We start from the raw sequence: 21441 nt of genomic DNA on the forward strand, positions 1-21441 counted from the left end.
TGCCGGCCTATCGCGTAGCTCCTGGGTTCTTCAGTGAGACTGCCGGCCTATCGCGGGACAAGCCCGCTCGCCACTGGTGCGCGGTTCACGGTGGCGAGCGGGCTTGTCCCGCGATAGGGCCAGTAGTCTCACTGAAGATTTCGGTAATTGAACAAGAGCACCGGCCAATGAAATCTGATGACTTCTCCTTGACTGACAGGGATTAGGCCTAGGCCCATTCCGGTCACTGCTAGAACTGGTATTCGAGCCCTGCCCCGGCATACCAGGCGCGTCCGGGGGCTGCCTCGTAGTAGCGCCCGTTGCTGTCACCGACGATCACCGAGCCGACGTACTGGCGGTCCAGCAGGTTGTCCAGGCGCACCAATTGGTGGAAGGTCCAGGGTCCCAGGTGCTGCTCGAAACGTGTCCGCCAGTTGAAGACGGTATAGCTGGGGGCGGCCTTGGAAGCATTGCTGTCTTCGACCTGGACATCGCTGCGATATTGCGCTTCGAGCCCCATGGCGATGCCTTCGACCGGTTTCCAGGTCAGCTCGCCGAACAGGCTGTTGCGCGGTACGCCCGGCAGGCGGTTGCCCTTGTCGATCGGCGTGGTGCCTTGCTCGAAGGCTTCGTCGTAGGTCGCATCGAGGAAGGTGTAGGCCAGTGTCGCCTGCCAGTGGTCGTTCAATTCGCTCTGCACGCCGAGCTCGAAGCCGCGGCGCAACGTCTTGCCCGCGTTGCGGTAGCTGGTGCGACCGTCGGTGGCACTGGCAACGACGATTTCATCCTCGGTACGAATCTCGAACACTGCGGCGTTGACTCGCGTCCTTTCGTTCAGCCGCGCCTTGAGCCCGAATTCGTACTGGGTACTGGTAGACGGCTCGAGGCCGAAGTTGAAGCTTTCCACCAGGCCTGGCGCATAGGCCATCTCGGCCTGGGTCGGTGTCTCGAATGCCTTGCCGGCGCTGACATAGGCATGCAGCTCAGGCGTGAAGGCGTACATCACCGAGAGTGAGGGGATATTGCGCTGGTACTTCTTCGATCCGCTCGCGTCGCCATTGGCGAGGTAGTGGTCGTCGACGTCCATGTCCATGGTGCTGTGGCGCATCCCCGCGTCGACTGTCCAGCGTCCGAGTTCCCAGTGCGCCTGGACGTACGGATCGAGACTGGTCGCCGTATCCTGCTCGTCGCGGCGCAGTTCGCCCTTGACCCCAAGCGTGTCGCCGCTGAAGTTCTGGAAACCTCGGCGGTCGTCACGGCTGCGGTCGTAGTCGGCGCCGACGGTGATGGTGAGATCGCCCGGGACGCCTTGTATCGGCTGGATCCAGCGCAGCGTGCCGCCATGGAATTCGCGGTCGAAGTCCACGACACCGCCGCCACGCTGACTATTGGAGGCTACGGTCCTGGGGATCGACAGGTACTGGATCACGCTCCGGCGGCCGGCATAGAGGTTGAATTGCAAGGTGGCGTCGCCAATATAGCGTTCGTAGTTCAAGCCCAGCTGTTGGTGATCGATACTCTTGCGTGTGTTGTAGGTTTCGGCGACAGGGGATACGGAACGCGGGTCATGCTTGTAGGCCTCCCATGTCTGCCCCAGCGGGTCCTCGGTGCCATTCTGCTCCAGGCTGCTGTAGATCAGCGCCAGGCGGCTGTCCTGATCCGGTGTGAAGGTCAGCTTGCCAAAGGTCTGGTCGCGCCGCGCCGCGCTGTGGTCGCGGTAACCGTCGGTGTCCATGCGCGAGGCATCGAGCAGAAAGCCGACTTTGTCGTTGCCGCCTTCGCTGTAGAGGTGATTCTTGTTGAAGCCGTCGCTGCCGAAGGTCGTTTCGGCGCCCACGCGCGGCGCGCCCTGGCCGTCGCGGGAAAACATCTGGATGACCCCGCCGGCATTGCTGCCGTAGATCGCCGACGTGGGCCCGCGCAGGACTTCGATGCGATCCGCCACATCCAGGTTGAGCGAGGCCGCCTGGCCCTGGCCGTCCGGAGTGCTGGCGGGGATACCGTCACTGATCAGCTTCAGGCCGCGAATGCCGAAGGCCGAGCGCGCGCCATAGCCGCGCGAGGATATCTGTAGGTCCTGCGCATAGTTCTGGCGATTCTGCACGACCAGGCCGGGTACACGGCCGAGGACCTCGGAGAGGTTGACGCCCAGTTGCCCGTCGTTGATCTGCTCGGCGCTGACCGTGTCGACCGAGAAGGGCAGGTCGAAGCTGGCGGAGGGCACATAGCTGCCCGTGATGACCACCGGTTCCAGCACGCTGGTCGTGGCCACGGGCGCCTGGGCCTGGGCCAGCGCGCAGATGCCCAGACCCGAGACCAGGAGAGGCAGCTGCAGGCGGTAGCGCAGAGTAAAGGGAGGAGGGTGGATCATGGCGATTCCCGCAAAAAGCCCCGCGCAAAGGCGGGGCGAATGGACGCTGGTGAAGATGTTTTTGCGTGGATCAGGCTTTGGCGGCCATGGCGGTCACTTCCACGCGCATGCCTTCCACCGCCAGCGCGGCCACGCCGACGGCGGCGCGCACCGGCCATGGTCTGGCGAAGAAGCGCTGGTAGACCTCGTTGAAGGCGGCTCGATCGGCCATGTCGGTCAGGTAGATGGTCAGATGCAGTACCCGATCCATCGAGCTGCCGGCGCGCTCGAGCGCGTCCTTCAATGCCTGCAACGTGCACTCGCTCTGTTCGACAATGCCGCCCAGCTCGAGGCTGCCATCGGCGCGGGTCGGGATCTGCGTGCTGACCAGCAGGTTGCCGAAACCGGCGACGTCGGAGGAAATGGACTCGGGATCCGGATCGGGAAGGAAAGTCAGGTCTGGGTTGCTCATGGCAGGCTCGCGGGACGTAGTGGCAATCGGGGCACAAGCCTAACCGAGCCGGGCCCTGGGGTCGAGTCGCGCGCCCCTTGGAGACTGTCCGGTCCGTCTGGCCACGGGGCACTTGGTCGTCATTGCCCGGAAATAAATAAAACTCTGACGGGATCGAGCTTTCTTCCCTCTGTAGCCCACGCGTTCGCCCCGGAATGGGCGACGCACCGCGAACAGAGGAGGCAGCATGCAGAAGACCGTAGGCGACCATTTGCTGGACCGGCTCAGCCAATGGAAGATCGAGCGTATCTTCGGTTACCCCGGGGATGGCATCAACGGCATCATGGGAGCCATGGGGCGCGCCGCCGAGCGTTTCGACTACATCCGCGTGCGGCATGAGGAAATGGCTGCGTTCATGGCCTGTGCCCATGCCAAGTTCACCGGCCAGACGGGGGTCTGCCTCGCAACCTCGGGCCCGGGCGCCATCCACCTGCTGGCAGGAATGTACGATGCGCGCTCCGATCATCAGCCAATGGTGGCCATCGTTGGCCAGCAGGCCGCGAGCTCCCTGGGTAGCGACTATCAGCAGGAAGTCGATCTGCAGCACCTGTTCCAGGACGTCAGCGCCTATGTCGAGACCGTCATGACGCCGTCCCAGCTGCCGCATGTGATCGACCGTGCCCTGCGCATCGCTGCCAGCGAGCGCGCCGTATGCACGGTGATCATCCCCAATGATGTCCAGCAGATGCCCGCGATTCTGGAGCCTGTGCACAAGCATGGTCATGTGGCGTCCTCGGTCGGCACGCCGTTGCCACGGCCCTGGCCGGCGGACGCCGAGCTGGCCAAGGCGGCGGAGATTCTCAATGCCGGACGCAAGGTGGCGATCCTCGTCGGCGCCGGCGCGCTGGGGGCGACCGTGCCGGTGATGGCCATCGCGCAGGCCTTGTCGGCAGGCGTGGCCAAGGCGCTGCTGGGCAAGATGGCGGTCCCCGACGATCTGCCCTATGTCACGGGCGCCATCGGACTGCTCGGTACCCGAGCGAGCGATGACATGATGAAGCAGTGCGATACGCTGCTGATGATCGGCACGACCTTCCCCTATAGCGAGTTTCTGCCCAAGGTGGGGCAGGCGCGCGCGGTTCAGATCGATCTGCAGGCTCGCAACATCGGTATTCGCTACCCGGTGGAATCGGCACTGATCGGCGATGCCACCGATACGCTCCAGCGTCTGTTGCCGTTGCTCAAGCGCAAATCCCATGGCGCCTGGCGCCGACGCATCGAAGCCAGTGTCCAGCGCAGTCGCGAGGAGCTGCGGGCGCAGGCCATGACCAGTGCCAAGCCGATCAACCCGCAGCGCGTATTCCTGGAGCTGTCCCACCAGTTGCCGGCCGATGTCATCCTGTGTGGCGACAGTGGCTCGCACACCAACTGGTATGCCCGTCACATCGACGCGGGCCCTGGGATGCTCGGTTCGCTGTCGGGCAAGCTCGCCAGCATGGGCAGCGGCGTGCCTTACGCCATTGCCGCGAAGATGGCGTACCCCGAGCGTCCGGTGATCGCCATGGTCGGAGACGGGGCGATGCAGATGAACGGCAACGCCGAGCTGGTCACCGTGCAGCAGTATTGCGAGCGCTGGTCGCTACCGACCTTCATCGTGCTGGTGGTCAACAACCGTGATCTCAATCAGGTGACCTGGGAGCAGCGCGCGCTGGCCGGCGATCCGGCGTTCAACGCGGCACAGGAGGTCATCGACTTCCCGTATGCCCGTTATGCGGAACTGCTGGGGTTCAAGGGCATTCGCGTCGATGATCCAGAACAGTTGGCGGATGCCTGGCGTGAAGCGTTGGCCGCGGATCGACCGGTCGTGCTGGAGTGCATCTGCGACCCGGATGTGCCGCCGCTGCCGCCGCATATCGATTTCGATCAGGCGCGTAAACTGACCCAGGCGCTGCTCGGCAGGGATCCCCGTGCGGCGGGTGTGATACGCGAGAGTTTGAAGCAGATGATGGCGCGAAAGCGCTGAATGTCCATGACGGAGGAAGTGAAAATGAGCGATAAGCACCCTAAAGAGCAACAGGACAAGGGCCCACACTCTTCGGAACATGCCGAGGATGATGATCTGGGATTCGATCCGGACTCGCCGGACCTGGAAGACCCGCAGGTCGATCCGCAAGGCGCCGCGAAACCGCCCGTGGATAATGATTCCAAGCTGTAAATGGCAAAGGGCCCCGCTTCTGGCGGGGCCCTGGGTTTTCAGGCTTCGGCTTTCTTTGCCTGTTCGACGCCCGCTGAAGACAGTTTGATCGGATAGTTGACACTGATCTGGTGATCGGCATCGACGCTGACGCTGCCATCGTGGATCAACCCTTGCTCCTGCAAGGTCTTGAGCATGCCGGCCACGGCTTTTTCGCCGCGGTAGTTGTCGAGGATTTCCTTGCCCAGACCCGCGGGGTGGGCATGCAGCAGGCGGGTGAGAATTTCCGTTTGCAGCTCATCGTTGCTCATTGAGGACCTCTTACGGACGGTGGTATGAGAGCTTACTTGCCATGGGTGGACTGAAGCGCCTGGGCTTCTTTGAGGTGTTCCTGCAGGTGCGGCAAGGTTTTGGCGGCGAAGGCTTTCAGCTCGGCCTTGTCGGAAGAATTGGCTTCTTTCTCGAACAGTGCGACGGCCTTTTGGTGGGCATCGACCTGGTTGTTGACGTAGGACTTGTCGAACGACTCGTCACGCCATTCCAGGATGACTTTCTTGGCCTTGTCGATCAGCGCGGCTTCGTCAGGCGGGGTGATCTCCAGTTTCGTGGCGATGCCTTTTAGTTCTTCGTTGGCCTTGGAGTGTTCGTCGACCATCTGTTGGGCGAATTTCTTGATGTCTGCCGACTGGCTCTTCTGTAGCGCCAGTTTGCCGGTTTCGACTTCAGCGATGCCGCTTTCGGCCGCCGCGTCGACAAAGTCATCCGAAGTGGCGGCCCATGCGCCTTGCATGGCGCCCATGCCCAGGACAATGGCCAGCGACAGTTGCTTGAGAGTTGGGTGATTCATGGCAGTCTCCATTCAGGTGGCGCGACGTCTGTGTCGCGTACTGTTGAGCCACGTGCGCGCAAAAGGTTTGATTTTTTTTGCGGTCGACCGTGCCGAGTGGACGTCGCGTTGAACGATGGGAGGCTGCCAGGTTCTCACAAAGGTGAACGGACTGAAGAGGACCGGCCGCATGAGCATCGAACGCAGTATCCCGGAACTGGCAGCCTGGTACGCCCAGTACGATGACAAGAGCTATCAGCTGGAATCGCCGGATGCCTACCACCATGAGTTGATCCGTACCGCCGAAGCCTTGCGCGACGATGGCGTGATCGACTGGGACGACTGGCTGGCACTCAAGATTCTGGCCGACACCGCCGACAGAGATTCGGTCTCGCAAGCCGTGCAAGCCCACGTCAACGACCCCGATAGCTGACCTATGAAAGCGCTCAAGATCGCCACATTCAACATCAACGGCATTCGCAGTCGCCTGCCGGGCCTGCTGGCCTGGCTGGAGCGAGAACGCCCGGACATCGCCTGCCTGCAGGAGCTCAAGGCGCCGGACACTGCCTTCCCACGCGACGCCCTGGAAGCGGCGGGCTATGGTTGTCTCTATCAGGGCCAGACGTCCTGGAACGGGGTTGCGATCCTTGCCCGCGACAGCCAGCCCGTCGAGGTACGCCGTGGCTTGCCGGGCATGGAGGAGGATACCCAGAGCCGCTATCTCGAGGCAGCTGTGCATGGGGTCCTGGTAGGCTGTCTGTACTTGCCCAACGGTAACCCCCAGCCAGGGCCCAAGTTCGACTACAAGTTGCGCTGGTTCGAATGCCTGATCGAACATGCTCGCGGCCTGCGCGAGAGCGACCATCCAGTCGTTCTCGCGGGTGACTACAACGTGGTGCCGACCGATGAGGACATCTACGACCCCAAGTCCTGGCGCAAGGACGCCTTGCTCCAGCCAGAATCGCGCGACCGCTACCAGCGCCTGCTGAGCCAGGGATGGACGGACTCGCTGCGCGCGCTGTATCCGGACGAGCGCGTGTACACCTTCTGGGACTACTTCCGCAATCACTGGCAGCGCAACGCGGGCCTGCGTATCGATCACCTGTTGCTCAATCCGGCGCTGGCTCCTTATCTCAAGGACGCCGGTGTGGATGCCTGGGTACGCAACGAGGAACATGCCAGCGATCACGCCCCTGTGTGGATCGAGTTGGCAACGCGCAAACGTCGCTGATGTGCCCGCCAAGGACCGGTTAGCGTGCGCAAGAAAGGAGTGCCAATGTCTGCAGGCAGCAAGAGGACGCCTGGTACGGAAAACGATCCGTTGTTCTCCATGCGCGACGATCGACCGGCAGGGCTGTTGCGGCTGATCATCGGCTTCATGACGGTGGTCATGCTCACCTTCGTGCTGGTCGAGGGATGGCGGATCTGGCGTGATTACCGGCAGGCGTTCGAGAGTGCCGAGAACGCCGTTACCAACCTGGCAAGGGCCACCGCCCAGCATGCCGAGGATGCCATCCGCCAGATCGATGCCATTACCGCCGCGCTGGCCGAGCGTCTGGAAGGCGATGGTCTGGCCAGGATGGACAAGCCTCGCCTGCAGGCGCTGTTGCGTCAGCAGGCGACCATCATGCCTCAGCTGCATGGATTGTTCGTCTACGATGCCTCGGGCCGCTGGCTGGTCACCGACCAGGAAGTCACGCCCGACAATGCGAACAATGCCGATCGCGATTATTTCGTCTATCACCGTAATCACACCGATCGCCAGGTACGCGTCGGGTCGGCGGTCAAGAGCCGTTCTACCGGTGACTTGATCATCCCCATCTCGCGGCGGCTGGAGCATCCAGACGGAAGCTTCGCGGGGGTCCTGCTGGGCACGATCAAGGTTGACTGGTTCGTCCGCTACTACGGTGCGTTCAAGATCGATGAGCGGGGGGCGCTGGTGCTGGCCAAGCGCGATGGCACCATTCTCGTTCGTCGCCCGTTCGTCGAGCAAGTGGTGGGGCGCAGCCTGGCCAACAGCGAGATCTTCCGCAATCACCTGCCCTATGCCGATGAGGGTGTGGCGGACGCCACGGCGGTCGTCGATGGGACGCCCCGCCTGTACGGCTACAAGGCACTACGCAGTTATCCGCTGGTGGCGGAAGCCGGTTTGTCACGCGAATCGATCATTCAGGCGTGGCGGCATGACCTGATCAAGACGGCCCTGATATTGCTATTGCTGCTTGGCGGCATGTCTGCGTTCGGCTGGGTAGTGGTGCGCCAGGTGCGTGAGCGGCTGGCTATCGACCGCGCCCTGAAACAGGCGCACCAGACCCTCAAGGCTCTGGCCCTGACCGACAGCCTGACCGGCCTGGGCAATCGACGTCGGCTCGACGCCGTGCTGGAACAGGAAATTCGCCGTGCCCGGCGGCAGGATTACCCGTTGGCGCTGGTGATGATCGACTTGGACTACTTCAAGCTTTACAACGACCGCTACGGTCACCCCGCGGGTGACCAGTGCCTGCGCCGCGTGGGGGAACTGCTGCAGGGGGCGCTCAAGCGCCCAGGTGACCTTGCCGCGCGGTACGGTGGCGAGGAGTTCATTCTGCTGCTGCCCGATACCGATGCCGATGGCGCGGTCTCGGTCGTTCACGAAATCCTCCTGACGTTGCGCCGGCTAGGGATGGAGCACGCCGCCAGCCCTGCCGGCGTCGTGACCGCGAGCGCCGGCATCACCGTGGGCTACCCGGCTCGGCAGGAGTTGAATATGGAGCGTCTGATGGCCGCGGCCGACATGGGACTCTATGAGGCCAAGCGCCTGGGGCGGGATCGGTATCAGTTCGCGGTGGTCAGCGCGGCGATCCAACCCTAGTCACTGGCAAGGCCATGCAGTTGCCAGCGCACGGACGACACGCCCTTTTCAAGGCAGATGCGACTTACCAGACGCTCCAATTGAATGGGCGCTTGCGGTGTTCCGAGCAGTTCGGCGTGAACCTGCAAGCGTGTCGGGTCGGCCAGGTCCTCGCTGTGCAGCGACTGCAGACGCAGGCCAGGGCCGCCGAGACTGTGGAGGACCAGGCTACGCACCGGGATTTCGTCTTCGGCGCGGCAGACGATACGTACCTCGAAGCGCTGTTCCACCTCCGTGGCCGTCACCACGTCCTCGCGATCGAGGCGTTGGGCCATCTCGCGCAGCAGGATGTTGGCACACAGCACCACCAGGCTGCCGAGCACGGCTTCCAGCAACAGACCGAGAGGTCATCAGATTTCATTGGCCGGCGTTCTTGTTCAATTACCGAAATCTTCAGTGAGACTACTGGCCTATCGCGGGACAAGCCCGCTCGCCACTGGTGCGCGGTTCACGGTGGCGAGCGGGCTTGTCCCGCGATAGGCCAGTAGTCTCACTGAAGATCCCAGGAGCTACGCGATAGGTCAGTAGTCTCCTTGAAGTACGCGATAGGCCAGTAGTCTCCTTGAAGATCCCAGGAGCTACGCGATAGGCCAGTAGTCTCACTGAAGCTCCCAGGAGCTAAAGGCTGAGCGACCAAGGCTGCCGTGCTCGGCGAGACCGGGGCAGGATTGCTGCCGGACTAGCTCGCCGCGTGGACCTGTCGCAATCGACTGGGGCTACTGTCCAACGCAGGACCCCTGTTCAATTTCGGAGGGATGAAAAGCGTCGAGCACGGTACTCCCGAGGTTTGGCCGCGTCCACGGCAACTCTATGACAATGTGTTCATGGCGGCGGCCATCCGGTGAAAAGCCCATCGCCAGGTGATAACCTTGCGCGCTCCGTTATCCACGCCGGACCGTCACATGCTGCTCAACTTCGCCGCGTTCACTGCCACCCTGGTGGCCATGGAAGGCGTCGGCACCCTGGCTCACAGGTACATCATGCATGGATGGGGTTGGTGGCTGCACCGCTCGCACCATGAACCTCATCTCGGCATGCTCGAGACCAACGACTTCTATCTCGCGGCCCTGGGCTTGATCGCCGCGGCCCTGGTCGCCTGGGGCAAGGCCGGTCACGCGCCGCTGCAGTGGGTCGGCGCAGGGGTGGCGGGGTACGGGCTGCTGTATGTGATCGCCCACGACGGTCTGTTCCATCGCCACTGGCCGAGCGCGCCGCGACCGGTCAATCGTTATCTCAAACGCCTGCAGCGTGCCCATCGCCTGCACCATGCGGTGAAGGGGCGGGCCGGCAGCGTGTCGTTCGGCTTCTTCTATGCGCCGCCGTTGCGCGTGCTGGCGCGCCAGTTGCGCCAGCGGCGGCACGGCTGAGCCGCTTCAGCCGACCGTATCGCTTTCACCAATGGCGACGGCTCGGTGCCCTCGGCTGACCCACCAGCCGAACCCGGCCGCGGTGAAAAACATGATCAGGCTGTACAGGGCTGCGGGTACGGCCATGGTTGCGTTGTTCAACAGGCTCGGGCTCAACGCCAGGGCGATGGCCAGGGTGCCGTTGTGGATGCCGATCTCCATGCCGATGGCGATCGCCTGGCGCCGAGGGATGTTCAGCAGGCGCGGCACCCAGTAACCAACGGCCAGGCTGAGCAGATTGAAGAGCAACGCGGCCAAGCCGACCACTGGCGCATACTCGACCACCGTGTCCCAGTCCTTGACCAGCGCAAGCACGATGGTGAACGCCAGGAACAGGGCGGCGACCAGCTTCATGGGGTTCTGCATGCGCGCAGCGAACCCTGGTGCCCAGCGCCGGATGAGCATGCCCAGCGCCACCGGCAGCAAGACGATAGCGAACACTTGCACTACCTTGGCGAATTGCAGTGGGATCGCCTGATCGGAAGCCATGAACCAGGCCAGCGAGAGATTGACCAGCAGCGGCATGGTCAGGATCGCGATCAGCGAGTTGACCGCCGTCAAGGTGATGTTCAACGCCACATCGCCATGGGCCAGGTGGCTGAACAGGTTGGCGGTGGTCCCACCTGGCGAGGCCGCCAGCAACATCAGGCCGACGGCCAACGCCGGCGCGAGGCCGAAGCCATTGGCGATCAGGAAGCACACCAGCGGCAGCAGCAGGATCTGGCAGGCCAGGCCGATGACCACGGGCTTGGGATACTTCGCCACACGGGCGAAGTCGGCGGTGGTCAGGGACAACCCGAGGCCGAGCATGATGATGCCCAAGGCAAGCGGCAGGAAAGCGGTCAACAAGGGAGATGCTGTCATCGGGCCAGTCCTTTGAGAATGATCGATCCAGTCTAGTCGGACTTTTCGAGTGCATGGCCCCTGGCAAAGGAGCTTGGCTGGCATCGTCTTTGTGCTTGCAGGTTGCGACGGCTTCTGTAGGATGCGCGACTTTTGCGAGGATTCGCCTGTCATGTCGTTCCAGCAAGGTATTCTGGCCACCCCGATACCGGTCCATGCGCGCCACCTGTTCTTCACCATCGCCGAGCCCGAGGCGCTGCCAGGCGCCTTGGACTGGCTGCTGTCGCAAGTCGACGGCCAGAGCCTGATCCTGGGCGTCGGGGCGCCCTTGGCCAAGGCGCTGGGGCGCGAGATTCCAGGCCTGCGCGCCTTTCCCGTCCTGGAGGCGGCTGTCGAGAACCCCAGTACTCAGCATGCTCTTTGGCTATGGTTGAGAGGCAATGAACGCGGCGACCTGTGGTTGCGGGCGCAAGCGCTGGAGCAGGTGCTGGCGCCGGCATTGCGTCTGGTTGACGGTCTCGATGCGTTTCTCCACCAGGGTGGCCGGGACCTGACCGGATACGAGGACGGCACCGAGAATCCGAGCGGCGAAGATGCCCATGAGGCGGCCCTTATAGCCGGCGATACACCTGGACTGACAGGCTCGAGCTTCGCCGCCTTCCAGCTCTGGAGACATGACCTGGGTCATTTCAAGGCGCTGCCGCAGACCGAGCAGGACGACATGATCGGCCGTCGCCTGAGCGACAATGAAGAGCTCGACGAAGCCCCGGAATCGGCCCACGTCAAACGCACCGCCCAGGAAAGCTACGCGCCCGAGGCCTTCATGGTGCGTCGTTCGCTGTCCTGGGCCGATGAGCGTGGCGCCGGTCTGGCCTTCCTGGCCTTCGGTCATGGCTTCGATGCGTTCGAGGCGCAGCTGCGCCGCATGAGTGGCCTGGACGACGGCATTACCGATGCCCTGTACCGCTTCAGCCAGCCCCTGAGCGGCGGCTATTACTGGTGTCCACCGATGACTGAGGGGCGTCTGGATCTGCGGTTGCTGCTGCGAGCCTGATGTTTACATCCAGATACAGAATGCCCTAACAGTCAAGGGTAGAGCCGCTAGCCTTGAAAGTTTCCACTTCATTGCGGGAGCTTTCCTATGTACGGACGTCGTGATGTCCTACGCACTGGTGCAGCTTTGGGCCTGTTGGCCGCCAGCCCCCTGTTGCGCGCCGAAGCAGGTTCGATGCCTGGCGGCCTGCGGGTGCGCAAGATCCCGTCTACCGGCGAGGCGCTGCCGGTCATCGGCGCCGGTACGTCCGGAAGCTTCGAGGTAGAGGCCGGTTCGGCGCAGTACCAGCAGCTCAAGCAGGTACTGCAGGCATTCTTCGCCGGGGGCGGCAAGGTGATCGACACCTCGCCCAACTATGGCGGCGCCGACGCCATCCTTGGCCAGTTACTGGCGGAAGGTGGCTGGCACCGTCAGTGCTTCATCGCGACCAAGATCGCCGCCGACAGCCATGATGCGGCTGTCGCGCAATGGGCGCAAAGCCTCAAGAGCCTGCGTACCGAGAAGGTCGATCTGCTGCAGATCCACAACCTGCGTGACTGGCAGCGCCAGCTTCCCTATGCTCATGAGCTCAAGCAGCAGGGCAAGACCCGTTACGTGGGGATCACCCATTACCTGGCCAGCGGGCAGGACCGGGTGATCGAGATCCTCCGTCAGCATCCTCTCGATTTCATCCAGATCAATTACTCGGTCAATTCGCCCGAGGCGGCTAAGGAGCTGCTGCCGCTTGCGCAGGACAAGGGCGTAGCGGTGTTGATCAACCGTACGTTCGATGACGGCAGGCTGTTCGCCAGGGTCAAGGGCCAGGCGCTGCCAGCCTGGGCGGCAGAGGCGGGCATCGGCAGTTGGGCGCAGTTGTTTCTCAAGTTCGCCCTCAGCCATCCGGCGGTGACCGCCGTGATACCGGCCACCGGTCGTCCCGACCGGCAGCTTGACCAGCTCAAGGCCGGCACCGGGGAGCTGCTCAGCGAGGCGCAGCAGCAAGCCCTGATCAAGCAGTTCGCCTGACGTCATGGGCCGCTGGCGACGACGCCTGGAAGCTGTCTTCAATCTTGAGGCCGAAGAATGGCCGGCGGTGCTGGCCGGCCTAGCCCTGTTCTATCTGTTGTTCACCGGCTATTTCATGTTGCGCCCTGTACGCGAGACCATGGGCGTGGCGGGAGGCGTGGACAATCTTCAATGGCTGTTCACCGGCACCTTCGTCGTCACCTTGGCATGTCTGCCGATCTTCGGTTGGCTGGCCTCGCGGGTGCAGCGGCGCTTGATCTTGCCATGGACCTATGGGTTCTTCAGCACCAACCTGATGGTGTTCGCCGTGCTGCTTGCGATCGACCCGGAGAATCTCTGGACCGCTCGGGCCTTCTATATCTGGTTGTCGGTCTTCAACCTGTTGACGATTTCGCTGGCCTGGAGTGTTCTGGCCGACCTGTTCTCCAGCGAGCAGGGCAAGCGTCTATTCGGCTTGCTGGCTGCCGGCGCCAGCCTGGGCGGGTTGACCGGGCCGATACTGGGCGCGCTTCTGGTGCGACCCCTCGGTCACGCTGGGCTACTGGTCCTGGCAGGGGTGTTTCTGATAGCCAGTATCGGCGCGACACTCTACTTGCAACGCTGGAGGGAACGTCGCCCACTGCCTTCAGGCGTCGAGCACGCACCATCGAGGCCGCTTGGCGGCAACCCCTTCGCCGGGGCCACCGCCGTTCTGCGCACACCTTATCTGGCCGGCATCGCCTTGTTCGTGGTGCTATTGGCCAGTGTCAGCACGTTTCTGTATTTCGAGCAGGCCCGTATCGTCAGCGAGACCTTCAGTGATCGCACCCGACAGACCCAGGTGTTCGGACTCATCGACGCGGTGGTCCAGGTCCTGGCCATTCTCACCCAGCTGTTCATCACCGGACGCCTGGCGCGGTGCCTGGGGGTCAGCGTGTTGCTGGTGGCGGTACCGTTGATCATGGCGGCGGGTTTTCTGTGGCTTTCCCTTGCGCCGGTATTCGCCGTATTCGTGGTCGTGATGGTGGTGCGCAGGGCCGGGGAATATGCGCTGGTGCGGCCTGGTCGAGAGATGCTGTTCACGGTCCTGCCCGCAGGCGACAAATACAAGGCGAAGAACTTCATCGATACGGTCGTCTACCGCGGCGGCGATGCGCTGAGCGGCTGGGTCAAGCGGGCGCTGGACGTGATGGGCGATCATCCGCAGGTGGCCATGCTGATCGGCGCGGTCATCGCGCTGTGCTGGGGCGTCACAGGCGGTTGGCTCGGCAAGCGTCAGCGACAGGCCGAACGTCTCCAGGCCAATGATTCCGAACGCTTCTGACCTTTTGATCAGGGCTGCCTGCAAGTAGACAGTGTGTGATAAATCCGCGGAACTGTCCCAGCCGACGCAGGGTCCACAGCACAAGCGGATCATTAGGGCACCAAATGTGTCCGTTCGATTATTTAACGCCGCTGGTCCGGGCTCCTGTAAAAAAAGCGAATCACCCGGCAAGCGCGTAATCCGATCTTATGCACGGCATGGTGCCGTGCGTACCTGAACCCAAATGAGGTCGAGATCATGGCTAACAACCAAGGCAAGTCCGGTAAAGAGGGTGGTCAGAAGAATTCTGGCAATTTCGCAAATGACCGCGAGAAAGCATCCGAAGCAGGCAAGAAAGGTGGCCAGTCCAGCTCCGGACGTGGCAGCCATCAAGAGTCCGGCCAGAAGGGTGGCCGCTCGTAAGTGAAGGCAACGCAGTGCCGGTTCGTCTGGCACTGCGATCACCTCGGCAATACGGAGAAGATCTCATGCGCACAGCCTCTTTGATATGTCTTCTTGGCAGCATGACGCTGGTCTCCGGGTGCTTCGATCGCAGCGATCACCCCGCCAAGGACGCCGACCAGAGCAAGCCGTCCTTGCAGATGCAAAAGCCCGACACGACGATCGGCGAGGGCCAGCCTGCCCAGCAGCCGATAACGTCCCAAGAAAAAGATAATTGAATCATCGGAGGGCCGAGGCATGACGGTCATGACCCGCGAGGCCGCCCCCGGGGCATTGGCCTCGCCCATCTGTACAGGGCTGGAAGGGCGTTACCGGACCCTGCTCGAGGGCCCCGGTGCGGACAGCGCACAGTGGCTTGCCGAGCAACTGGAGCGTGCCGATCAACTGCCTGACGAACTTCCTGTTTCGCCCACGGCGCTGATGCAATGGAGTGCCCGAAAATCTGCCCAGGTCGCCAAAGCGTTCGCGGCCTATCTTGAAGCGCGCCAGCAAGGCGCGCCGCGTCGTTACTTCGCCACCCGTTCCCAGGCCATCTATTTCATCCAGCAGGTCGCGCCCACCAAGGCCGTGGACGGCGCCTGGCTTTACGGTACCCTCCGCCATTGGCAGGACCCGCGCTACCATGGTCTGATCCGAACCTACCTCGAGGAACTGGGCGACGGTGACCCACGCTGCAATCATGTGCTGGTGTACCAGCGACTGCTCAGTCACCTGGGTTGCCTGGAGCCCGTGCCGTTGGCAGATGAGAGGTATCTGCAAGGTGCCATCCAACTGGCGCTCGGATACAACGCCGACGAGTTCCTGCCTGAAGTGATCGGCTACAACCTGGGCTACGAACAGCCGCCCCTGCACCTGCTGATCACCACCCATGAGCTTGCCGAGCTGGGTATCGATGCTCACTACTTCCGGCTGCACATCACTATCGACAACGCCGCCAGTGGGCATGCCCAGAAGTCTGTCCATGCGTTGTGGCAGCTGTGTCCTCAGATCGAGTCGGACGTGTTCTACAGGCGTGTTATCAGAGGTTTTCGTCTGAACGACCTGGGTATCGATACCCCGACATTGATCGCGGAATTCGACCTGGAAGCCGAACTCGTGGCGGCGCTGGAGCGCAAGCGCGGGTTCGGTCGCTACATGCACTCCGATCATTGCCGTCTACAAGGGCAGACCATCAACCAATGGCTGGCAACACCAGGACGCATGCCCGACTTTCTCCAGGCACTGCAGGCCCAAGGCTGGGTTCGGCGTCATGAAGATCCGACTACGAGTCGTTTCTGGAAAATCATCGACGGCCCCACAGCGGCCATGTTCGGGATCTTCAGCCCTTACGAGATGCAGCTCTGGCATGACTGGATCGCGGGCGACTGGCAGGCTCCACCGGCCCGTCGGCTGCGGCCGGGCAGTTGGGAAGACAGCGTCAGCCATCTGTCGGCGGGTGACGCGCCGCCGCCTTCGGACAATGTCGACGAACTCATCGAGGCCATGGCTGGCAATCGTCACGCACTCCCGCAGGGACTGCGTGCCACCCAGGCCTATACACAACTCACCGGACTTGCCTACGGGAGACCCTGCTGATGCAGCTTGACCAACAACAGGCGCAGGCCGACCAGGCCTTGCTCGAGCTCGGCCAGCGCCTGCGCGCGGATGGATACCGCTTCACGTGTGTGACTCCGGCCACTCAGGCGCGCAATAACCAAAGGGAAGGGTCGCAGGAAGCCCATACCTTGCGGGACGCCTTTGGCTGGAACAGGCCTTTCCCGCCGTCCCTGATTTCCGCCGACGAGCTGGAGCAATTGTGGTCGGCGCAGGCCCTGCGCGAGGAAGGCGGATTACTGCACAGTCAAGTGCGCTGGGCAACGCTCGACGACCTGCTGCTGGTGCACTCGGGTTATCCCACCGATGCCCAGGACGCGGTCTTCTTCGGCCCCGACAGCTACCGTTTCGCGCAATTCATCAGCGATCACCTGCAGCACCGTTTCGCACCGGTCGAGCATGCCGTGGACATTGGCTGCGGAAGCGGCATAGGGGCGTTGCTGATCGCTAGCGCGGCGCGCCATGCGCAAGTTACGGCCGTCGACATCAACCCGCTGGCGTTGCGCTATACGACGATCAACGCTGCCTTGGCCGGTCTGGAAAACGTCTCGGTGGCGACCAGTGATGTGCTGAACGGAATCACCGGCCGGTTCGACCTGATCGTGGCCAATCCGCCCTACATGTTCGATGCCGCGGAGCGTACCTATCGCCATGGGGGCGGCTCCCTCGGCGTGGACCTGTCCTTGCGTATCCTCGAGGAGTCGTGTGGCCGCCTGAGCCCTGGCGGTACCTTGTTGCTCTATACCGGCGTGGCCATCGTCGAAGGTCGCGATGCGTTGCTGGAAGCTGTTCGTTTGCGGCTGGCGGGTAAAGAGTGGCGGTGGCACTACCACGAGATCGATCCGGACGTATTTGGCGAACAGTTGCTGGAGCCTGGCTACGAGCGCGTGGAACGCATCGCCGCGGTTGGCCTCAGCGTGACCCGGAGCATGGGCCCGGCGTGACAGGGCTTTTACAAATCTGGTGCAGGAGATCCCATGCTACATGGGATCTCCTGCACCAGAGGTAGCGGCGGTTGCGAATCCAGTAGAGTGGGGCGCGAAGGCAGTCTTGTCACTCTTCGTCACGCTGGATGAAAGAAAGCGTGCCATTGCGCTCGACGATGGCGTATTTGATCTGGCTGACGTTTTCGATGCCTTGAGTACTACGCGCCGATTCCAGGATGTCGTCCTCGGTCAGGCGTGAGTGACGCATGCGCGTATGCAGGAAACGACCTTCCTCGACCACTACCAGGGCCTGGCCGTCCATCAGCCTCGACAGCCGCAGGGAACTGAGCTTGGCTAGCGAGAACCCTATATCCAGCACGAACAACGTCGTGATCACCAGCACCGCGTTGGTGAAGGAGAAGTCTTCGCCAAGGAGCGCCTGCTGCGTGGCTTCGCCAATGATCAACAACAGGACGAAATCGAACGTGGTCAGGTCGGCGAGCGAACGACGGCCGGCAATGCGGAACAGGATCATCAGGGCCAGATACATGCCTGCGGCGCGAAAAATGGATTCCATGCCTGCTCCTAGGGATAGATGAAAGTGGTGAAAGTGACCGCGCTGGTAGAGCCGACCCGGGCCCGCGCGCGTAGCGGGCCAATCCCTTCGTATTGCAAGCTGAGATAGAGAGCCGCCTCGCCTTCAGCATCCGTGGCCAAGTGCAAAAGTAACGCACGACCCTGGGATTGCGACATCAATGGCTCAGGTTGCAGGGTCTCGATAGTGGCCTCGCGAACCAGTGGACCGTCGAGCAGCAACGCCACCTGAGCCGAAGGCTGACCTTTGACTCGGATTTTCAGGTTCTCCACAGAACCGTTGCGACTGAAGCGCTGGTAGTCGACCTGTAGCCGGCCATCGACACTGGCCACTGATTGCTCACTGAGCGGGCCATGACCGAATACACCGGCCAGAGCCATGACCACGATCAACACCAAGCCGTACCAGCCCAGTCGTTCGAAACGCCATGCCCGATGTTGCCGGCGCATGTCCTCCTCGACCGGCTGGCGACGCGAGACCTCCTCCTTGACGGTCATGTTGTCATGCTCCATCAGGCGCGTTCGCCGCGCAGCCAACGTTGGTGAAAGTTCCGCACCTGTTCCAGGCCGTGTAGCGAGGACTTGTGCATCACGGCTTCGCGGTCGCCGTCAAAGTGCAAGGTCCGTGTGAAGACCGCGATCGGCTCCCCGGCAAAGGCCCAGGCGAAGCACAGCGTGCCTGGCTTGATATCGCCTTGGGGCTCGGGTCCGGCTACCCCCGTGGTCGCCACGGCGACGTTCGCTGGGCTATCCTGCAGGGCACCCACCGCCATTTCCCTAGCGACCTGCACGCTGGTCAGGCCGAATTGCTCGATGGTGTCGGCGCTGACGCGCAGCAGGCGTTGCTTTGCCGTCGGCGAGTAGACGACATAACCGCTTTCGAGCACCTCGCCACTGCCCGGTATCTCCGACAACAGCGCGACCATACGGCCGGCGGTGCAGGATTCGGCGGTAGTCAACAGCAGCTCGTGCTCCTTGAGATAGTCCAGCACGGCCTGGACTGCATCGATAGACATGGTCCGTTCCTCAAGTTCCTTTTGCGATTGACGCTGGCGTCGGGTCAAGGTTCAGAAGGCATGCAGGCATGCAGGGCGCTTGTCAGGCAGACCACCTGTCGGTCCGTGACAGGATTCGAGCAAACCTTCGAGCTAGACGCTTTCTCGAACTTAGTAACGTCCCACGACACTTGAGGAGATGGCTCATGTCCACTAGCAAACCCCAGGATCAATTCAGCATGCAGGATCCGCTGACCCAGTATCCGCAGCCGCCGTTCCCGGCTCAGACACAAGCGGCGCCAGGGCTGGATGCGAAAATGGATCCCGAGCCCGACCATGGCGAAAAGACCTACATAGGCTTTGGCCGGCTGAAAGGCCGCAAGGCGTTGATCACTGGCGCGGATTCCGGTATCGGCAGGGCGACAGCCATCGCTTTCGCCCGTGAAGGCGCCGATATCGTCTTGAACTACATGCCGACCGAACAGCGCGATGCCGATGAAGTGATCAAGCTGATCGAAGCGCAAGGGCGCAAGGCCGTCGCACTGCCTGGTGATCTCAAGGACGAAGGTTTCTGCAGGAATCTGGTAGCCGAGGCGGCTCGCTCGCTCGGTGGGCTGGACATCCTGGTGAACGTCGCCGGCAAGCAGGAAGCGCGCAAGGACATCGGCGAAATCACCAGCCAGCAGTTCGACGATACGCTCAAGACCAATATCTACGCCTTGTTCTGGCTGTGCCAGGCGGCCGTGCCGCTGATGCCAGCGGGCGCCACCATCATCAATACCGCGTCCATCCAGTCCTATCAGCCTTCGGCCACGCTGTTGGATTACGCCACTACCAAGGCCGCGATCGTCGCCTTTACCAAGGCCCTGGCCAAGCAGGTCATCGACCGCGGCATTCGAGTCAACGCCGTGGCGCCAGGCCCGATCTGGACCGTCTTGCAGCCCAGTGGCGGTCAGCCACCGGAGAAAATCCCGGAATTCGGCAGCCAGACCCCGATGAAGCGACCTGGCCAGCCCGCCGAATGCGCGCCCTTGTATGTATTGCTGGCATCTCAGGAATCGAGCTACATCACCGGCGAGGTGTTCGGCGTAACCGGTGGCAACCCGTTGCCATAGGGCAGGGCGAGTAAACCTTCATGAACAGGAGCAGTCATCTGCGTAAGTGCCTGTGATTTTCAGGCCAAGGAGGTAGCTGATGACATTTGTCTGCCTGCTGCGCGGTTGCCATTGGCGAGCCACGCTGATTCGTGAATTGACCGGCCTGCAGTGCCACTGCTGCGAACGCTGCGGCGCGCTTCGCTACTGCAGGCCCGGGACTGCCGATCAACTTCAATAGATCCCAGGGGAGCCAAGCATGGCCAGGGCAATCTGGAAAGGGGCGATCAGTTTCGGCCTCGTGCATATTCCCGTAGCGCTCAACACGGCGGTCAAGACCGAACGTGTCGATTTCGACTGGCTCGACCAGCGGAGCATGGAGCCGGTGGGCTACAAGCGCGTGAACAAGGTGACCGGCAAGGAAATCGACAAGGAACATATCGTCAAGGGCGTGCAGTACGAGAAAGGTCGCTATGTGGTGATCAGTGAAGAGGAAATCCGCGAGGCGCGGCCGGAGGCGACCCAGACCATCGATATCTTCTCTTTCGTCGATGCGGCGCAGATTCCCTTGCAGCACTTCGATACGCCTTACTACCTGAGCCCCGACCGCCGAGGTGGCAAGGTCTATGCCTTGCTGCGAGAGACGTTGGAAAGTACCGGCAAGGTCGCGCTGGCCACGGTTGTCTTGCATACCAAGCAGCACCTTGCGCTGATACGGCCGTTGGACGATGCGTTGGTAATGATCACCTTGCGTTGGCCCGAAGAGGTTCGAGGCCTGGATACGTTGGAATTGGACAAGACAGTGACCGACACCAAGGTCGAGAAGCGCGAACTGGACATGGCCAAGCGGCTGGTCGAGGACATGAGCGGGGATTGGACGCCGGCTGACTACCATGATGCTTTCCGCGAGACCATCATGGAGCTGGTGGAAGAAAAGGCCAGCAAGGGCAAGATCAGCGTGGTGGAAAGCAAGGAAGCGATGACCGAGAAGAGCGCGAATATTCTCGATCTGACCGAGCTGCTCAAGCGCAGCCTTGGGGGCAAGGGAGGCAAGGCTGCCGGGAAGAAGGATTCTGAGAAGAAGCCGGTGAAGAAGGCGCGCAAGGCGTCGTGAGGGGATTTGGCTTAATGGTGGCTCGGTGCATGCCGGTAGATTTTTAGCGCCCTCAGGATCGAGCGCTGCCCACGCGGCGCAACGCGCGGTGCCTGTCGATAGATTTTTAGCGCCCTTGAGATCGAGCGCTGCCCGCGTGGCGCTTCGCGAGGTGTCTGTCATGGCTCTTGTAGCGCTCTTGAGATCGAGCGCCGCCCGTGTGGCGCTTCGCGAGGTGTCTGTCATGGCTCTTGTAGCGTTCTTGAGATCGAGCGCCGCCCGCGTGGCGCTTCGCGAGGTGTCTGTCATGGCTTTTGTAGCGCTCTTGAGATCTAGCGCCGCCCGCGTGGCGCTTCGCGAGGTGTCTGTCATGGCTTTTGTAGCGCCCTTGAGATCGAGCGCCG

Annotated in this window: 24 protein-coding genes and 1 pseudogene; 16 read left to right on the forward strand and 9 right to left on the reverse strand. The window is 62.3% G+C overall.

Features of this window, described 5'->3' with window-relative positions; genetic code table 11:
* Positions 1-229: 229 nt before the first annotated feature.
* Together G7009_RS20490 and G7009_RS20495 are read right to left on the reverse strand one after the other, a co-directional pair.
* Positions 230-2350, reverse strand: coding sequence for a TonB-dependent receptor family protein (locus G7009_RS20490; protein WP_181131922.1), 2121 nt, complete (start codon positions 2348-2350; stop codon positions 230-232).
* A 70-nt stretch (positions 2351-2420) separates the two neighbouring features.
* The gene (locus tag G7009_RS20495; protein ID WP_181131923.1) at positions 2421-2801 is read right to left on the reverse strand and encodes a RidA family protein; all 381 of its coding nucleotides are present in this window, start codon (positions 2799-2801) and stop codon (positions 2421-2423) included.
* A 226-nt stretch (positions 2802-3027) separates the two neighbouring features.
* Between G7009_RS20495 and G7009_RS20500 the strand changes: the two genes are divergently transcribed.
* Both G7009_RS20500 and G7009_RS20505 read left to right on the forward strand, forming a co-directional pair.
* The gene (locus G7009_RS20500; RefSeq protein ID WP_181131924.1) at positions 3028-4803 is read left to right on the forward strand and encodes a thiamine pyrophosphate-requiring protein; all 1776 of its coding nucleotides are present in this window, start codon (positions 3028-3030) and stop codon (positions 4801-4803) included.
* Positions 4804-4827: 24 nt separating this feature from the next.
* Complete coding sequence (locus G7009_RS20505; RefSeq protein WP_181131925.1) at positions 4828-4995, forward strand: DUF6021 family protein; 168 nt, start codon at positions 4828-4830, stop codon at positions 4993-4995.
* A gap of 38 nt (positions 4996-5033) precedes the next feature.
* On the opposite strand, the gene G7009_RS20510 is transcribed toward G7009_RS20505, so the two are convergent.
* Both G7009_RS20510 and G7009_RS20515 read right to left on the reverse strand, forming a co-directional pair.
* Positions 5034-5285 (reverse strand): hypothetical protein, encoded by a 252-nt coding sequence (locus tag G7009_RS20510; protein WP_181131926.1) that lies wholly within the window; start codon positions 5283-5285, stop codon positions 5034-5036.
* Positions 5286-5317: 32 nt separating this feature from the next.
* Positions 5318-5821, reverse strand: coding sequence for a DUF4142 domain-containing protein (locus tag G7009_RS20515; protein ID WP_181131927.1), 504 nt, complete (start codon positions 5819-5821; stop codon positions 5318-5320).
* A 169-nt stretch (positions 5822-5990) separates the two neighbouring features.
* On the opposite strand from G7009_RS20515, the gene G7009_RS20520 reads away from it, so the two are divergent.
* The 3 genes from G7009_RS20520 to G7009_RS20530 are packed head-to-tail and all read left to right on the forward strand — an operon-like array spanning position 5991 to position 8651.
* Positions 5991-6233: a hypothetical protein gene (locus tag G7009_RS20520; protein ID WP_181131928.1), complete on the forward strand. Its 243-nt coding sequence runs from the start codon at positions 5991-5993 to the stop codon at positions 6231-6233.
* A gap of 3 nt (positions 6234-6236) precedes the next feature.
* The gene (gene xth, locus G7009_RS20525; RefSeq protein ID WP_181131929.1) at positions 6237-7031 is read left to right on the forward strand and encodes an exodeoxyribonuclease III; all 795 of its coding nucleotides are present in this window, start codon (positions 6237-6239) and stop codon (positions 7029-7031) included.
* A 45-nt stretch (positions 7032-7076) separates the two neighbouring features.
* Positions 7077-8651, forward strand: a complete 1575-nt coding sequence (locus G7009_RS20530) for a GGDEF domain-containing protein (RefSeq protein ID WP_181131930.1) — start codon at positions 7077-7079, stop codon at positions 8649-8651.
* On the opposite strand, the pseudogene G7009_RS20535 reads toward G7009_RS20530, so the two are convergent.
* Positions 8648-9034: pseudogene (locus tag G7009_RS20535) on the reverse strand (MgtC/SapB family protein); the annotation flags it as partial. The gene G7009_RS20530 and the pseudogene G7009_RS20535 overlap by 4 nt on opposite strands.
* A 558-nt stretch (positions 9035-9592) precedes the next feature.
* Between G7009_RS20535 and G7009_RS20540 the strand changes: the two are divergent.
* Positions 9593-10057 carry a sterol desaturase family protein gene (locus G7009_RS20540; RefSeq protein ID WP_181132001.1) on the forward strand — a complete coding sequence of 155 codons (465 nt, stop codon included), beginning with the start codon at positions 9593-9595 and terminating at the stop codon, positions 10055-10057.
* 6 nt (positions 10058-10063) lie between these two features.
* On the opposite strand, the gene G7009_RS20545 is transcribed toward G7009_RS20540, so the two are convergent.
* Entirely contained in the window at positions 10064-10960 is an 897-nt protein-coding gene (locus G7009_RS20545; protein WP_181131931.1) for a bile acid:sodium symporter family protein, read from the reverse strand.
* Positions 10961-11111: 151 nt separating this feature from the next.
* Between G7009_RS20545 and G7009_RS20550 the strand changes: the two genes are divergently transcribed.
* The 7 genes from G7009_RS20550 (at position 11112) to G7009_RS20580 (ending at position 17279) form a co-directional block, all read left to right on the forward strand.
* Entirely contained in the window at positions 11112-11993 is an 882-nt protein-coding gene (locus G7009_RS20550) for a Dyp-type peroxidase (protein ID WP_181131932.1), read from the forward strand.
* Between the two features lie 87 nt (positions 11994-12080).
* A complete protein-coding gene (locus tag G7009_RS20555) occupies positions 12081-12998 on the forward strand; it encodes an aldo/keto reductase (protein WP_181131933.1) in 918 nt (305 codons plus the stop codon).
* 4 nt (positions 12999-13002) lie between these two features.
* The gene (locus tag G7009_RS20560) at positions 13003-14301 is read left to right on the forward strand and encodes an NTP/NDP exchange transporter (protein ID WP_181131934.1); all 1299 of its coding nucleotides are present in this window, start codon (positions 13003-13005) and stop codon (positions 14299-14301) included.
* 237 nt (positions 14302-14538) lie between these two features.
* Positions 14539-14703 carry a KGG domain-containing protein gene (locus G7009_RS20565; protein ID WP_181131935.1) on the forward strand — a complete coding sequence of 55 codons (165 nt, stop codon included), beginning with the start codon at positions 14539-14541 and terminating at the stop codon, positions 14701-14703.
* A 65-nt stretch (positions 14704-14768) separates the two neighbouring features.
* Positions 14769-14960, forward strand: a complete 192-nt coding sequence (locus G7009_RS20570; protein WP_181131936.1) for a hypothetical protein — start codon at positions 14769-14771, stop codon at positions 14958-14960.
* A gap of 19 nt (positions 14961-14979) precedes the next feature.
* A complete protein-coding gene (locus tag G7009_RS20575; protein WP_181131937.1) occupies positions 14980-16317 on the forward strand; it encodes an iron-containing redox enzyme family protein in 1338 nt (445 codons plus the stop codon).
* Positions 16317-17279 (forward strand): methyltransferase, encoded by a 963-nt coding sequence (locus G7009_RS20580; protein ID WP_181131938.1) that lies wholly within the window; start codon positions 16317-16319, stop codon positions 17277-17279. The genes G7009_RS20575 and G7009_RS20580 overlap by 1 nt, the downstream gene beginning before the upstream one ends.
* A 109-nt stretch (positions 17280-17388) precedes the next feature.
* Here G7009_RS20580 and G7009_RS20585 read toward each other — a convergent pair whose 3' ends face one another.
* From G7009_RS20585 to G7009_RS20595, 3 genes are read right to left on the reverse strand one after another with little or no spacing between them, the layout of a single operon-like run.
* Positions 17389-17838, reverse strand: a complete 450-nt coding sequence (locus G7009_RS20585; protein WP_181131939.1) for a DUF421 domain-containing protein — start codon at positions 17836-17838, stop codon at positions 17389-17391.
* Between the two features lie 8 nt (positions 17839-17846).
* On the reverse strand, positions 17847-18353 hold the full coding sequence (locus G7009_RS20590) for a hypothetical protein (RefSeq protein WP_181131940.1): 507 nt from the start codon (positions 18351-18353) through the stop codon (positions 17847-17849).
* A gap of 14 nt (positions 18354-18367) precedes the next feature.
* A complete protein-coding gene (locus G7009_RS20595; RefSeq protein WP_181131941.1) occupies positions 18368-18871 on the reverse strand; it encodes a CinA family protein in 504 nt (167 codons plus the stop codon).
* Between the two features lie 185 nt (positions 18872-19056).
* Here G7009_RS20595 and G7009_RS20600 point away from each other — a divergent pair, with 185 nt between their 5' ends.
* From G7009_RS20600 to ku, 3 genes are all read left to right on the forward strand, one after another.
* Positions 19057-19965 (forward strand): SDR family oxidoreductase, encoded by a 909-nt coding sequence (locus G7009_RS20600; RefSeq protein WP_181131942.1) that lies wholly within the window; start codon positions 19057-19059, stop codon positions 19963-19965.
* Positions 19966-20044: 79 nt separating this feature from the next.
* Positions 20045-20185, forward strand: a complete 141-nt coding sequence (locus G7009_RS28070) for a PSPA7_2676 family Cys-rich small protein (RefSeq protein ID WP_308813341.1) — start codon at positions 20045-20047, stop codon at positions 20183-20185.
* Between the two features lie 18 nt (positions 20186-20203).
* The gene (gene ku, locus G7009_RS20605) at positions 20204-21058 is read left to right on the forward strand and encodes a non-homologous end joining protein Ku (RefSeq protein ID WP_181131943.1); all 855 of its coding nucleotides are present in this window, start codon (positions 20204-20206) and stop codon (positions 21056-21058) included.
* The last annotated feature ends 383 nt before the right edge of the window (positions 21059-21441 follow it).

The organism is Pseudomonas capeferrum (genome assembly GCF_013523055.1).
Classification (GTDB): Bacteria; Pseudomonadota; Gammaproteobacteria; order Pseudomonadales; family Pseudomonadaceae; genus Aquipseudomonas; species Aquipseudomonas capeferrum_A.

What these genes read in the sequence shown, in the direction of transcription:
- G7009_RS20510 (WP_181131926.1), bottom strand. Translation starts at nt 5,285, where the DNA reads ATGAGCAACGATGAGCTGCAAACGGAAATTCTCACCCGCCTGCTGCAT.
- xth (WP_181131929.1), top strand. Translation starts at nt 6,237, where the DNA reads ATGAAAGCGCTCAAGATCGCCACATTCAACATCAACGGCATTCGCAGT.
- G7009_RS20545 (WP_181131931.1), bottom strand. Translation starts at nt 10,960, where the DNA reads ATGACAGCATCTCCCTTGTTGACCGCTTTCCTGCCGCTTGCCTTGGGC.
- G7009_RS20495 (WP_181131923.1), bottom strand. Translation starts at nt 2,801, where the DNA reads ATGAGCAACCCAGACCTGACTTTCCTTCCCGATCCGGATCCCGAGTCC.
- G7009_RS20540 (WP_181132001.1), top strand. Translation starts at nt 9,593, where the DNA reads ATGCTGCTCAACTTCGCCGCGTTCACTGCCACCCTGGTGGCCATGGAA.
- G7009_RS20565 (WP_181131935.1), top strand. Translation starts at nt 14,539, where the DNA reads ATGGCTAACAACCAAGGCAAGTCCGGTAAAGAGGGTGGTCAGAAGAAT.
- G7009_RS20575 (WP_181131937.1), top strand. Translation starts at nt 14,980, where the DNA reads ATGACGGTCATGACCCGCGAGGCCGCCCCCGGGGCATTGGCCTCGCCC.
- G7009_RS20555 (WP_181131933.1), top strand. Translation starts at nt 12,081, where the DNA reads ATGTACGGACGTCGTGATGTCCTACGCACTGGTGCAGCTTTGGGCCTG.
- G7009_RS20595 (WP_181131941.1), bottom strand. Translation starts at nt 18,871, where the DNA reads ATGTCTATCGATGCAGTCCAGGCCGTGCTGGACTATCTCAAGGAGCAC.
- G7009_RS28070 (WP_308813341.1), top strand. Translation starts at nt 20,045, where the DNA reads ATGACATTTGTCTGCCTGCTGCGCGGTTGCCATTGGCGAGCCACGCTG.
- G7009_RS20490 (WP_181131922.1), bottom strand. Translation starts at nt 2,350, where the DNA reads ATGATCCACCCTCCTCCCTTTACTCTGCGCTACCGCCTGCAGCTGCCT.
- G7009_RS20570 (WP_181131936.1), top strand. Translation starts at nt 14,769, where the DNA reads ATGCGCACAGCCTCTTTGATATGTCTTCTTGGCAGCATGACGCTGGTC.
- G7009_RS20600 (WP_181131942.1), top strand. Translation starts at nt 19,057, where the DNA reads ATGTCCACTAGCAAACCCCAGGATCAATTCAGCATGCAGGATCCGCTG.
- G7009_RS20550 (WP_181131932.1), top strand. Translation starts at nt 11,112, where the DNA reads ATGTCGTTCCAGCAAGGTATTCTGGCCACCCCGATACCGGTCCATGCG.
- G7009_RS20590 (WP_181131940.1), bottom strand. Translation starts at nt 18,353, where the DNA reads ATGACCGTCAAGGAGGAGGTCTCGCGTCGCCAGCCGGTCGAGGAGGAC.
- G7009_RS20500 (WP_181131924.1), top strand. Translation starts at nt 3,028, where the DNA reads ATGCAGAAGACCGTAGGCGACCATTTGCTGGACCGGCTCAGCCAATGG.
- G7009_RS20585 (WP_181131939.1), bottom strand. Translation starts at nt 17,838, where the DNA reads ATGGAATCCATTTTTCGCGCCGCAGGCATGTATCTGGCCCTGATGATC.
- G7009_RS20520 (WP_181131928.1), top strand. Translation starts at nt 5,991, where the DNA reads ATGAGCATCGAACGCAGTATCCCGGAACTGGCAGCCTGGTACGCCCAG.
- G7009_RS20515 (WP_181131927.1), bottom strand. Translation starts at nt 5,821, where the DNA reads ATGAATCACCCAACTCTCAAGCAACTGTCGCTGGCCATTGTCCTGGGC.
- G7009_RS20505 (WP_181131925.1), top strand. Translation starts at nt 4,828, where the DNA reads ATGAGCGATAAGCACCCTAAAGAGCAACAGGACAAGGGCCCACACTCT.
- G7009_RS20530 (WP_181131930.1), top strand. Translation starts at nt 7,077, where the DNA reads ATGTCTGCAGGCAGCAAGAGGACGCCTGGTACGGAAAACGATCCGTTG.
- G7009_RS20580 (WP_181131938.1), top strand. Translation starts at nt 16,317, where the DNA reads ATGCAGCTTGACCAACAACAGGCGCAGGCCGACCAGGCCTTGCTCGAG.
- G7009_RS20560 (WP_181131934.1), top strand. Translation starts at nt 13,003, where the DNA reads ATGGGCCGCTGGCGACGACGCCTGGAAGCTGTCTTCAATCTTGAGGCC.
- ku (WP_181131943.1), top strand. Translation starts at nt 20,204, where the DNA reads ATGGCCAGGGCAATCTGGAAAGGGGCGATCAGTTTCGGCCTCGTGCAT.